Source organism: Extibacter sp. GGCC_0201 (assembly GCF_017566055.1).
In the GTDB taxonomy this organism is placed as follows: domain Bacteria; phylum Bacillota; class Clostridia; order Lachnospirales; family Lachnospiraceae; genus Extibacter.
Genome location: NZ_JABFCH010000020.1, coordinates 38,576 through 50,944 on the forward strand (window position 1 = coordinate 38,576; position 12,369 = coordinate 50,944).

At 51.0% G+C, this 12,369-nt stretch carries 13 protein-coding genes; 6 read left to right on the forward strand and 7 right to left on the reverse strand.

Annotated features, from left to right (window positions below):
* Entirely contained in the window at positions 1 to 1,557 is a 1,557-nt protein-coding gene (locus tag HJV72_RS13505; protein WP_208071630.1) for an ABC-F family ATP-binding cassette domain-containing protein, read from the reverse strand.
* A 143-nt stretch (positions 1,558 to 1,700) separates the two neighbouring features.
* Between HJV72_RS13505 and HJV72_RS13510 the strand changes: the two genes are divergently transcribed.
* From HJV72_RS13510 to HJV72_RS13520, 3 genes are read left to right on the forward strand one after another with little or no spacing between them, the layout of a single operon-like run.
* Positions 1,701 to 2,141, forward strand: coding sequence for a hypothetical protein (locus HJV72_RS13510; protein ID WP_208071632.1), 441 nt, complete (start codon positions 1,701 to 1,703; stop codon positions 2,139 to 2,141).
* Positions 2,141 to 2,557, forward strand: a complete 417-nt coding sequence (locus HJV72_RS13515) for a carbohydrate ABC transporter permease (protein WP_243765640.1) — start codon at positions 2,141 to 2,143, stop codon at positions 2,555 to 2,557. Before HJV72_RS13510 ends, HJV72_RS13515 begins: the two co-directional genes overlap by 1 nt.
* A complete protein-coding gene (locus HJV72_RS13520) occupies positions 2,554 to 3,372 on the forward strand; it encodes a carbohydrate ABC transporter permease (protein WP_243765641.1) in 819 nt (272 codons plus the stop codon). Before HJV72_RS13515 ends, HJV72_RS13520 begins: the two co-directional genes overlap by 4 nt.
* On the opposite strand, the gene HJV72_RS13525 is transcribed toward HJV72_RS13520, so the two are convergent.
* Positions 3,355 to 5,028, reverse strand: a complete 1,674-nt coding sequence (locus tag HJV72_RS13525) for a DUF4091 domain-containing protein (RefSeq protein ID WP_208071634.1) — start codon at positions 5,026 to 5,028, stop codon at positions 3,355 to 3,357. The genes HJV72_RS13520 and HJV72_RS13525 overlap by 18 nt on opposite strands.
* 228 nt (positions 5,029 to 5,256) lie before the next feature.
* Here HJV72_RS13525 and mutY point away from each other — a divergent pair, with 228 nt between their 5' ends.
* Positions 5,257 to 7,017 carry an A/G-specific adenine glycosylase gene (mutY, locus tag HJV72_RS13530; protein WP_208071637.1) on the forward strand — a complete coding sequence of 587 codons (1,761 nt, stop codon included), beginning with the start codon at positions 5,257 to 5,259 and terminating at the stop codon, positions 7,015 to 7,017.
* Positions 7,018 to 7,122: 105 nt separating this feature from the next.
* Here mutY and HJV72_RS13535 read toward each other — a convergent pair whose 3' ends face one another.
* The 5 genes from HJV72_RS13535 to HJV72_RS13555 form a co-directional block, all read right to left on the reverse strand.
* Positions 7,123 to 7,545 (reverse strand): bacteriohemerythrin, encoded by a 423-nt coding sequence (locus HJV72_RS13535; protein WP_066572822.1) that lies wholly within the window; start codon positions 7,543 to 7,545, stop codon positions 7,123 to 7,125.
* Positions 7,546 to 7,583: 38 nt separating this feature from the next.
* Positions 7,584 to 8,252 carry a phosphatase PAP2 family protein gene (locus tag HJV72_RS13540; RefSeq protein WP_066572824.1) on the reverse strand — a complete coding sequence of 223 codons (669 nt, stop codon included), beginning with the start codon at positions 8,250 to 8,252 and terminating at the stop codon, positions 7,584 to 7,586.
* Positions 8,253 to 8,354: 102 nt separating this feature from the next.
* On the reverse strand, positions 8,355 to 9,173 hold the full coding sequence (locus tag HJV72_RS13545) for a glycerophosphodiester phosphodiesterase (RefSeq protein ID WP_208071639.1): 819 nt from the start codon (positions 9,171 to 9,173) through the stop codon (positions 8,355 to 8,357).
* Positions 9,174 to 9,197: 24 nt separating this feature from the next.
* Positions 9,198 to 10,115, reverse strand: coding sequence for a diacylglycerol/lipid kinase family protein (locus tag HJV72_RS13550; RefSeq protein WP_208071641.1), 918 nt, complete (start codon positions 10,113 to 10,115; stop codon positions 9,198 to 9,200).
* 27 nt (positions 10,116 to 10,142) lie between these two features.
* The gene (locus HJV72_RS13555) at positions 10,143 to 10,751 is read right to left on the reverse strand and encodes a TetR/AcrR family transcriptional regulator (protein ID WP_208071643.1); all 609 of its coding nucleotides are present in this window, start codon (positions 10,749 to 10,751) and stop codon (positions 10,143 to 10,145) included.
* Positions 10,752 to 10,982: 231 nt separating this feature from the next.
* Here HJV72_RS13555 and HJV72_RS13560 point away from each other — a divergent pair, with 231 nt between their 5' ends.
* Positions 10,983 to 11,993: an XdhC family protein gene (locus HJV72_RS13560; protein WP_208071645.1), complete on the forward strand. Its 1,011-nt coding sequence runs from the start codon at positions 10,983 to 10,985 to the stop codon at positions 11,991 to 11,993.
* 12 nt (positions 11,994 to 12,005) lie between these two features.
* Positions 12,006 to 12,368, forward strand: a complete 363-nt coding sequence (locus HJV72_RS13565; RefSeq protein ID WP_208071647.1) for a winged helix-turn-helix domain-containing protein — start codon at positions 12,006 to 12,008, stop codon at positions 12,366 to 12,368.
* Position 12,369 lies beyond the last annotated feature (1 nt).

Here is a 12,369-nt window from a genome sequence, read left to right on the forward strand (position 1 = left end):
CTATACGATTCTGGTCGTCCATTTGCTGCAGTCCCACACTTCATTGACGATGTCCTGATAGAATTCAGGTTCATGGCAGATGAGAAGCATGGTTCCCCTGTATTCCTCTAAAGCAGACTTTAGAGCGTCCTTGGCGTCTGTATCGAGATGGTTGGTAGGCTCGTCCAGGAGCAAGACGTTGGTATCACGGTTCACAAGCTTGCACAGGCGTACCTTCGCCTGCTCCCCGCCACTGAGCACCCGCACCTGGCTCTCGATATGCTTTGTCGTGAGCCCGCACTTTGCAAGGGCAGAGCGCACTTCATACTGGCTTAAGGAAGGGAATTCCTGCCAGATCTCTTCGATGCAGGTCGTCTTGTTGTTATAATCCCCTTCCTGCTCGAAATAGCCGGGCAGTATATTTTCCCCTGTTTCGCACGTGCCGGAAAGCGGAGGGACAAGACCCAGGAGGCTCTTAATCAATGTCGTCTTACCGATGCCATTGGCCCCGGTCAGGGCAATTTTCTGCCCCCTCTCAAGCACGAAGTCCAGCGGTTGGGAAAGGGGTTCGTCATATCCGATTACGAAATCCCGGACTTCAAAGATATATTTGCCAGGCGTACGCCCGGTGCGGAAATGGAACTCCGGCCTGGGCCGTTCTGCCGCCAGCTCGATAACGTCCATCTTGTCCAGCTTTTTCTGTCTTGACATGGCCATGTTGCGGGTGGAGACCCGGGCCTTGTTTCTGGCGACGAAGTCCTTAAGCTGGCTGATTTCCTGCTGCTGGCGTTTGTAGGCGGCCTCCAGCTGTGCTTTCTTGACCTCGTATACTTTCAGGAACTCGTCATAATCTCCTACATACCGGTTCAGTTCCTGATGTTCCATATGGTAGATGATATTGACCACGTCATTTAAGAACGGGATATCATGGGATATGAGGACAAAAGCATTCTCGTATTCATCAAGGTAGCGTTTCAGCCAGCTGATATGCTCTTCATCGAGATAATTGGTAGGCTCGTCGAGCAGCAGGATATCCGGCTTCTGAAGGAGCAGCTTGCCGAGCAGGACCCGTGTCCTCTGGCCTCCGCTTAAGTCGGTGACATCCTTATCCAGCCCGATGTCCATAAGTCCGAGCGCACGTGCTACTTCTTCTGCCTTGGCATCTATCATATAAAAATCGTGCAGGGTCAGCGTATCCTGTATCGTGCCCAGCTCTTCCATCAGGAGGTTCATGCGGTCTTCGTCCGCCGAGCCAAGTTCGGTGCAGATGTCGTTCATCCTTGCCTCCAGATCAAAGAGATGGGAGAAGGCAGATTTTAGGACATCACGTATGGCCATCCCTTTTTCCAGAACGGTATGCTGGTCCAGATAGCCGATGTGGATGCCTTTGGCCCATTCTACTCTGCCGGAATCCGGTATCAGCCTGCCGGTCACGATATTAAAAAAAGTTGACTTACCTTCCCCGTTCGCGCCTACCAGACCGATGTGCTCGCCCTTCTGCATACGGAAGGAGACATCATGGAAGATGGCACGGTCGCCAAAGCCATGGGATAGATGATCTACAGTTAAAATACTCATGGTTCGATAACTCCTTTGCTGCTGCCATAGGTGGACAGCAGTATCAATATAACATAAAATAACAAGTATTGTCTATGTGAGAAAGTAGAGGATTCATATGTCAGAGAGAAGAATAGTCAAGACCGTTCGGAGCTGCGGCAGGGATGGAACTTCTCGTCCGTCCCGTCCTGCATCACATGACCGGAGACAGGCGGTTTAAAACGGTACGCATGCCGGGCATCACAGAACGTGAGCTTGTACAGGCATTTCCGGAGACGGACGTAATATTGCTGGAAGGATTGAAAGACAGCCCGTATCCGAAATATATATGCCGTTATCCGGAAATCGTTCCGGACATCGATACAATCGCACATATGATTGAGAGAAATATTATGAAGAAAAGGAGCGGGAGGTGGAAGGAGTTATTCTACAAGGATACGGAACGATTTCTGCGGGAGGCCGGGAGAGAGGAACAGAAGGAACAGCTCCTTTTGTACCTGTACGTGTCTTTTGCGGCGGAACTGCATGAAGAATATAAGAGACAGGGGATAGAAGAGTCTTCGGGACAGCTCCCAAGAACTGGTTCCTCACGACACTTCCTCTGATGATGCTTATAATCGTGTATACGCTCTGGGCGGATATCGGTTATAATGTCGTGCTGTTTACCGCCGGCATAGAAGGGGTGCCGAAGGAATTTGACGAAGCCGCGGCTATCGACGGCGCAGGTCCCATACGACGGTTCCTATCGATCAAGCTGCCTCTGATGGGCCGTACGTTCGCGTTTGTCGCCATTATGACGATGGCGAACTATTTTCAGATGTTTGCCCAGTTCCGCATCTTTGCCCCGAAGGGCGGCATGAACAACTCGGCCATGGTGCTGACGAACTATATATACAGGACAAGCTTCATAAGCTTTGATATGGGGTATGCCTCTGCCATTGCGGCAGGACTGTTTCTGATCGTATTTGTGGTGGCGATGATACAGAACAAGATGATGCGTGCAGATTGGAGTTATGAATGATGAAGAAGAAATACCATTATGTAATCGTTACATTCCTGAGCCTGTTTTCCGCTGCCATGATGTATCCCATGGCATGGATGCTGATGATATCCTTTAAGACGAATGCGGACATCCGTACGAACAAGACAAAGTTCTTTCCGGAGGAATGGACGCTGGAAGGGTATAAGACTGCCTTTGCCAAAGCCCCTATCGGGCACTGGTTTGCGAACAGCATGTTTATCACCGTTTGTATCACGGCAGCAGTCATACTCACAAGTACGCTGATTGGGTATGTATTTGCCAAGTATCAGTTCCGGGCGAAGAAGATGCTGTTCGTCTTGCTGCTTGCGACGATGATGGTGCCGCCGCAGGTGACGATGATTCCACGGTATCTGATGATACAGAAGCTGCATCTGTTCAACACGAAGTGGGCGCTGATCGTTCCGGCGCTTGTGAGCGCGTTTTCCATCTATCTGGCGAAGCAGTTCATCGCGGACGTGCCGGACAGCCTCTGTGAGGCGGCAAAGATGGATGGAGCCGGGCCGTTGCGGATATACTGGAGCGTGATACTGCCCAATATAAAGCCGGCCATCGGCTCCATCGGCATCTTTACAGCCATGGCAAACTGGAACGATTATCTGAATCCGCTGCTGATGCTCAATGATATCGACAAGATGACGCTGCCCCTCGGACTTGTCATCTTCGACAGCCAGAGGACGGTAGACTTATCCGCCACGATGGCGGCGGCAGCGATGATCATGATGCCCATGATCGTCATATTCATTCTGTTCCAGAAGCAGTTCATCAAAGGCATGACCTTAAGCGGTATGAAGTGAAGTCCTTGCGGCAATCTCTTTGTTGATCCGGTTGCGGAGCCAGATCATGTACATGTCTGATTTCGGGAACCGCTTGAACGTCAGAGGCTCCGCCAGATTTTCTTCGATAAGCTCCATGACATATTCCCTGCTTGTGAGGGATTCCAGCAGACGGCAGGCCCGAAGATCGCAGAGCGCCTCGTAGTGGACCATCATGCGTAAGGACTCTTCCGGCTGTCCGCCGGCTCCCGGATATACGAGGAATGCATCACCAGCGGGGAAGCCTCCCCCTGCGTCCGTGACTTCATACGGATTGATATGCTCAAGGGAGAACTGGCTGTTATAGAAATTGTATCCCCAGTGCAGGATGCCGATGATGTTGTACTTATATAACTGGATGCCATAGATTCGGTTGCGCAGCGACGGCATGGACATGAACCGGTTGCTCACTTCGAGGTACTGTCCGACGCAGTAATAGGTCCACATATCGGTAAGCCCGTGCCCGAGGAACTCGTCGATCTCATTATTGCCGGGAATCGGTTTGTCTACAAGGCCGTGCCGGTAGAATTCGTAGCTGGAGAGGGCGTCGAAGGTATGGAAGCCTTCCAGCAGGCCTGCCACAGATTCTTTCGCCTGCCGGTACGTATCCAGGTCGTCCGGGCGGGGCTCATCCGACAGATGGAAGTAGGTAACCTTATCTATGCCCCATTCTTTGAGCTTACCGGTAAGCTCGGGAAGGAAGGCGTGGAGAAAGCGGGTATATTCTCCGACGGCGGGCGTGTGCCAGCCGAATATCTTTTCCTGCCGGCCTTCCACGTCGGCCATGATCTTCGGCGGATATTTGGCGCCCCACTGGGAGAAGAGATGGGACATCTCAAAGTATTCTATGCCGCATGCACGGCAGAGGTCCACCCAGCGCTTCAGCCGGCTGAAGCCAAAGGTATAAGTACCGCCTTCTACGGTGACGTCTATAAGCTGTACCGTGGTCCTGTCCCCTCCGAAAGCCGTGTCAAGAGCAGGAGTGAATAACGGGGTCAGCATCATGTTGCATCCTCTGTCCGTATATTCCAGGAAGAAGTTCTTTAAGATCGCCCAGTGCTCCTCAGAAAATACAGGGACATGATAGTAGTCTGCAAGGCAGTCGGCATGCATCCATTCGGTGTGCATGATCTCCTGCTTCGGCAGCACGGCATCATATATGGTGACGGAGCTTTCAGAGCTGCAGAGCGTTCGCCCCTCATCCACCAATGATATTTTTATCGGATATACGCCAGGAACCATATCTTCCGGGACTCTGATATCAATCCAGAGGCTGCGCCACATTCCGGGATAGATGTATGTAGTGTCATCGGTCAGGTCCCGCAGCAGATCGGGGTACATTCCTGAGGTGGTCCTCAGATAGTTGTCGTCTGTCTCCGGATTGCATGCGCGGCCTACGGGAACGTTCTGCACATTGCGCACCCGGATCAAGTCCTTTAGCGGAGACTGGATGGCTACTTTCGCCTCTGTCTTGAAAAAGGTGTTGGAAACGGTGCAGGCGGCCTGGAAGGATACGGTCTCCCCTTTGAGCGAGCTTAAGGGAAGGCACTCCGGCCGATAGACAGGAGCCTCGTCCGGGAAGACCTTCACAAGTGAGCTGAGCAGCTTTATTTCATATATGGGTGTCTGTAAATCCATTACACGTAAACCTCTCTTTCTTCATTTTTATAGCTGTAGGAATATTGTACGTTGTTATGGCGGCATTGTATAGGACAAACGATACATTTGCCTATAGAAAATACTGATATGGCTATAGAAGATGACTATGCAAATTCAGGAAGAATATGATTCTGTATTGGCGGGAAGCCGCAGACTGTGCTAGAATGGCTTTTGTAAACGTAAGGGAAAGGTCAGGAGAGAAGAACGATGAAGTACGAACGAATCAGGAAAGGGACGTTTCTGGAGCGTCCGAACCGGTTTATCGCATATATCGAGTTAGACGGAAGGAAGGAGACGGTCCATGTCAAGAACACGGGCCGCTGCGCAGAGCTTCTCCTTACGGGGGCGGAGGTATACGTGCAGGAGTCAAAGAACCCTAAGAGGAAGACGGCATGGGATCTGATCAGCGTCAGAAAAGGGGACCGCATGATCAACATGGATTCCCAGATACCGAACCGGGTGGTGCAGGAGTGGATGGAGGAGGGGCATTTTACAGAAGGCATCCGTCTCATCCGTCCGGAGTATACGTACCGTAATTCCAGGATCGACCTGTATGTGGAGGCCGGGGACAGGAAGATTCTTGTGGAGGTGAAGGGCGTGACGCTGGAAGAAGACGGCGTCGTGCGGTTCCCGGATGCCCCCAGCGAGAGGGCCGTCAAACATGTGCAGGAGCTTACCGAAGCGGTGAAGGAAGGATATGAGGCATATGTGTTCTTTGTCATACAGATGCAGGATGTGCGCTGCTTTACCCCGAATATGGACACGCATCCGGCCTTTGGCGAGGCGCTTAGAAAGGCTGCCGGAGCCGGCGTCCATGTGGTGGCCTATGACTGTGAAGTGGATCCCGGCAGCATCACGCTCGACAAAGAGGTTCCCGTAATCCTTCATGAGCCGCTTCTGTATGAGCTGGCAGAACCTCTCACCCGCTGGTACCGCAGCAATAAGAGGGATCTGCCATGGAGAGAGCAGCCGGATGCCTATCATGTATGGGTGTCGGAAATCATGCTCCAGCAGACGAGGGTAGAAGCGGTGAAGCCCTATTACGAACGGTTCCTGAAAGCGCTTCCGACGGTAAAGGATCTGGCGCAGGCCGATGAGGATACGCTGCTAAAGCTCTGGGAAGGGCTTGGATACTATAACAGGGTGCGCAATATGCAGAAGGCGGCACAGCAGATCATGGCAGACTACGGCGGCGAATTCCCGGGAACCTATGAGGAGATACTATCGCTGAAAGGGATCGGGAGCTATACGGCCGGTGCAGTCAGCGCGTTTGCCTACGGTATCCCGAGGCCTGCCGTGGACGGTAACGTGCTGAGGGTCGTCTCGCGGATACTGGCCAGCACGGAGGACATTATGAAGCAGAGTGTCCGCAAAGACATCGAGAGGAAGCTTCAAGAGGTCATTCCCGCGGACGCGGCCAGCGACTTCAACCAGGGATTGATTGAGCTTGGAGCTATCGTCTGTCTGCCGAACGGAGAGCCAAAATGCGGGGAATGTCCGGCCCGGAAGCTGTGCAGGGCGCACCAGATGGGGATAGAGCCGGACCTCCCGGTAAAGAAAAAGCAGCGTGCGCGAAGAGTCGAGGAGCGGACGGTGTTCATCTTCCGGGACGGGGAGACTGCGGCGGTCAGAAAGCGTCCCAGGAAGGGATTGCTTGCCGGAATGTATGAGCTGCCCAATGTAAAGGGCAGGCTGACAGAAGAGGAGGCGCTTGACTATAGCAGGCGTATCGGGCTGGCCCCGATCCACATAAGGTGCCTTGGGGATGCAAAGCATATTTTCAGCCATGTCGAGTGGCACATGACGGGATATCTCATCCGGGTGGACGAGCTCGAGAATTCCTGTTCCGAAGATTTCCTGTTCGTCCGCCCGGAAGAGGTCCAGGAGAAGTATCCGGTACCCGCAGCATTTGAACATTATACAGACTTCATCGACATCCGGCTTGGACAGGAGAAGTACAGGCAGTAACACTGGTGCAGGACGAGGGACATGCGTACGGCAGTGCAGGAACATGAAAGTCCAACGGACAGAAAAAAGAAGGGGCCAGGCCCCTTCTTTTTATGTTGTCAGATTTTACAGTCTCTCGTTGTTGCCGCGCATGAACTTGTACTCTGCTACAGAGCGGTCAAATCCTTCGATGTGGACGTAGAACCATTTTACGATGTTTTCTTCTACCTTCTCCACGAAAGCCTCTGACGGGCCTTCTTCTTCCTGCAGCATCTCCTGAAGTTCATTGATCGTCTGCTTGAATACTTCATGCTGTGCCTTGTGCTTCTCGTATCCCGGATATTCGATGTCCTTCTGGAGCTGTTCTTCTGCCTTGAAATGGTAATCTGTATAATCGGACAGATAGTCAAGGGTCTTGATAGCGGTGAGCTTCTCATTGCCGCCTTCACAGCTCTCGAGCAGGCCGTTCATCCTTTCGATCAATTCTTTGTGCTGAGCGTCAATCATCTCATTTCCTGTCACGAGGTTTTCACTGAATTCTGCATACATAGTTATCGTCTCCTTTATTATTGTAGTAAGCCAGCCTTTCAGATTGGCTGATGGGAAAGCTTCGGCGCTTTCTTTTCCTGAGTTACATATACGAGCGGGTAGAGGACACATGCCATTGCCGCGGCGGCAATAACGTCTGTCACGGAATGCTGTTTCAGGAACATGGTAGATAGAATAATCAAAAATGCCATCATATAGGTGCCGTACTGGATGGTCTTATGCTTCTTAAGCGCACTGCTGTGGGACACGGCTATCGTAACACCGATGGAATTGAACACGTGGATGCTTGGCAGGACGTTCGTAGGCGTATCGGTAGTATAGAGCCTCTGTACCATATCTACAAACATGTTATCCCTTTCAAACACGACCGGACGGAGATTCAAACCATTCGGGAACACCGAGCAGATGATGAGGAATATGGTCATCCCTGTAAACAAAAACGCGGTGAGCTGGTAAAATCCCTTCCTGTCGGTAAAGAAGAAATAACCGATGGCAAGCGCGATAAAGAAGAACCAGAGCAGATAGGGCACTATAAAGTATTCCACAAATGGAATGTAGTCGTCCAGCGGTGAATGTATCAGGTAAAAATGACTGGTGACATGCTTTTCCAGATAGACGAACCATGGCATATAGATGAATACGTATAAGAACACCCATGCGTGCCTGTATTTTTTAATAAAATGCGTTACCTTATTCCAGGCTTTCATTCATATTACCCCTTTTTCTTTTTCGGCCAATAAAATCATATTCTTGGTTCAACACGGATTATAACATGAAAAAAAAGAATCAACAACAATGTTCATTATTTGTTAATAATTTTCATTTTGTTTTTCAAATATCTGCATATCGTAGCAGCGGATCCCTTCCGCAAGGGCGGCTTCTGTACGCAGCGTCCACACGGCTACAGGGGTATGGGCCAGAGAGCGGAGGGCGGATACGCTGAGGTTCGGGAGATCTGCCAGCTTGTAGGAGATGAAGTCCGGCCTTCCGAGAAAATTGGTGAGGAGATAGCGCACCATAAACCGCAGAATCCACGGTTCCCTGCTCTTCTTTTTCGTCAGGTTATCAGACAGCTGCCCTCGCAGCACGCCTGGCGCGTGCTGCTTGAACCAGCGTATCCCCATCGTGTTGAAGGACTGGACCAGAAAAGGCCCGCGATAGCTTTGCAGCGTCTCATATAAGACGCTGCAGATATCGGTGGCAGAAGAGGGAATCTTCATCTCTATGAGCAGCGGCACCTGGCCGTTGACGAGAGAGAGCACGTCTGTGAACAGGGGAATATGCTCTTTCGTGCCAGACAGGCGGTAGCGCCCCAGTTCTTCGTATGTGAGATTCTCTATGGATTCCTTGCTGCCGCACACGCGCAGCAGGTCGTCATCGTGGAACACGGCCAGCCTCCGGTCCCGGGTCAGATGGACATCCAGTTCAATTCCATATCCCTTCTTAACAGCAGCCCGAAAGGCAGACAGAGAGTTCTCCGGGATGCCCCGTGATATACAGTGGTATCCCCGGTGGGCAAAAAGCGTGTGCTCATAGCGCCGCATCTGCTCTTTCCTCGAGGTACGTGGCCAGACGGCAAAGAAATAGAGCGGGAGGATAAGAAGGAAGATAACAAGTATCATATACATAACGGCGGAATCCCTTTCCTTAATCTAAGATAATATGAGTTTCATTTTCTGGGGCTCGAGGGAGGCGCAAATATGCCTCTGGAGGAAGATCGGTTCGCCGTCCGTGTGGACCGGAAGCGGTGTCCTGCTCACGATATCCGCCTTCCTGCAAGTAAAGATATGAATCCCTTTGAAACGGACGTGCCAGCCCTTAAAGGCAGTGGGAAGGAGGGCGAGCGCCTTCAGCTTGGACATGTTGGCGATCACGATGACATCGAGAAGGCCGTCCGAGGGGTCGGCATCCGGGCAGAATTTGAAGCCTCCTCCTTCGTAACGCGTGTTCATGGCAGCAGTAAAATAGACAGATTCAAACTCCATCTTCCGGCTGTCATCGAGCGTGACGGTCATTTTGCCCGGTTTCAGGGACATCATGAGACTCAGCGCGACTCCGGCATAAGACAGCTTGCCGAGCCCGATCTTGTTCAACAGGACTTTGAGACGGGAGACCACGACCTGGTGGCAGACGCCCGCATCGAAGCCGATACCGGTGCTTACCGCGAAACGCCGCCTCTTACCTTGATAGGACATGACCCCTACATTAATATATGTATATTTGGACGGTGCCAGAATATGACCAAGTGCCGTCAGGGGATCCGTAGACAGTCCGAGGCCGCGGGCGAAGTCATTGCTCGAGCCGATGGGGATGTAGCCGAATGTCACCTGGCTCAGATCCGTGATACCATTCACGACCTCATTGACGGTACCGTCGCCGCCGAGCACGATAAGCGTACATGGCTGCCCGCCGCAGGTGAGTTCTCTTGCAATACTGGTGGCATGACGCTGGTACTTTGTCAGATATGCCCGATAATCCGTTCCGCGTTCCTTTAACGAGCATTCGATATCTTTCCAGACCTTGTGCCCAAGTCCGGAGCGGGCATTTGGGTTGACGATGAAAGTATACATGTATGGCCTCCTGACTGGTAAGAAAGTTTACAGCGCCCCGTCCAGATATGTCTCCAGCGAGCGGCGCATGTTGCCCTCGAAGTCTGCTTTGCCGCTTTTGAGACACCATTCAAATACGTTGCCGATGACGATCATCCGGATGTCTGTGGTGATATCGTCAAGGCTCGTGCGGGGGGTGACGATGCCCGCCTTGATTGCCTTGTCCAGGTAGTTGCGCACCGTTACGATTGGATAAGGGCGTTCCGTACGTATGAGCGGGTTCAGCGATTGGTTCTTGGGCGTATAGTAGTTGGAGATGAACTCCACGCCGAGCTCTCTGCAGTAGGTTACGTAATTCAGATACACATGGACGATGGTCGTCTTGGCTTCCTCTGTATTACCCGGAAGGTCTAGGTAGTCGGGATTGATGCTCGGCTGCTCTTCGATATAGTAGGAGAGAAGATCGTCTTTTGTCTTAAAGTGGTGGTAGAAGCTGCCGTTAGAGACGCCGGCTTCCTCGCAGATGTTTTTGATAGACAGCGCCTCATATCCCTGCTTCTTCAAGATAGACTTGGCGGCGCGGAATATCCTGGCCTTCGTTTCCTTTGACTTTAGCTGCTGCCTGGATAGTTCCTGTGTTTCATTTATTTCAGTCATAGTATAGAATAATCCCTTCTTGATATGTACGTTTTTGTTTAGCGTCAGTTTACAAGGGCGTGTGTGCCCTTGTAAACTGACGCTAATCCAAGTATAGCATATGGAACTTTGTTTTTCAACGAAACAGAGTGAACTCTGTATTGCAAATAAAACTGTTCTTGCAGTTGAAAAAATAACGTGATATGATGATAAGACAACGAGTTGTTTTATAAAAAAACTCGGGAGGATAATATGGAAAAAACATTTAGACAGATAAAACGAAAATTAGAGGAAGATATCGATGTGATCTTAGTCACGATTATTGCCGGAAAGGGTTCTGTCCCCCGAGGGGCAGGCGCAAGGATGTGGCTGTCCAGGGACGGGGAGATGTCAGGAACTATCGGCGGCGGCAATGTAGAATACCAGGCAGCAATTAAGGCGAGAGAGCTGCTGGAGCGAAAGAGGTCCTTTATGACCGGATATAACCTGGGACAATCGGATATCGCGGATATGGGTATGGTATGCGGAGGCCAGGTACAAGTCTTGTTCCAGTACTTATGCAAGAAGGATATTCCGTGCATGGAGGCGGTCATCGCACAGTGCGGGAAGGCACAGGATGCATGGCTATTGCTTCATGTGACAGACGCAGACACCTGGGATATGCGTGTAATGACCAAAGAGGAAGCGGCAGGCTACAAGGAGTATGAAGAGATAATAAAATTGATGAAAAACAAGCCGGCTTATCTGGAAACCGGCTCTGGTAATTATTATATAGAATCATTGGTAGAAACCGGGATCGTCTATGTCTTTGGCGGTGGACATGTGGCACAGGAACTGGTGCCTCTTTTATCACATCTGGGCTTTCCGTGCTTCGTCACAGATGACCGAAGGGAATTCGCCAGCAAAGAGCGGTTCCCGGATGCTGTGGAGACGCTGGTCTGCGACTATAATGAAATAGAGGAACATATCCATATTAAAAGTTGTGACTATGTGGTAATTATGACGAGAGGGCATCAGCATGACTATGAGGTGCAGACGCGGCTTCTAAAGTATCATCCATTCTACATGGGAATTATGGGAAGCCGTAATAAGATCGCTTATGTATCCGGGCGTCTGTTGAATGACGGGTATACGAAAGAGGAGATCGGCAAGTGCCACATGCCGATTGGTACAGCCATCAAGGCAGAGACACCGGCAGAGATTGCGGTCAGCATTGCAGGAGAGCTGATATGTAAGCGGGCAGCAGGAAAACTTTCAGGATAGAGGAGCAGAAAAATGGAGGAAAAGTCAGGAAATAAGACGCGGTACCGTCCCGTAATTACTGTAAGAATAGCTGGGGACAATGTGTTTTTCGGACCGGGAGTTGCCATGCTTTTAAAAGAGCTGATATCAACGGGAACCATGAAGGATGCATGCAGAATATCAAAGCTTTCTTATTCTAAAGCATGGAAAATTCTGAACACGGCGGAAAAGGAACTTGGCTTTCCGCTGGTACAAAGACTTCACGGCGGGAAAAATGGCGGCGGCTGTATCGTGACGGAACAGGGGAAAGAATTGATGAGCGTATACTCGAAAGTGGACAGGCAGATTAAAGAATATGCACAGAAGTTATTTGAAAATATGAATAGTCAGGAGTAAA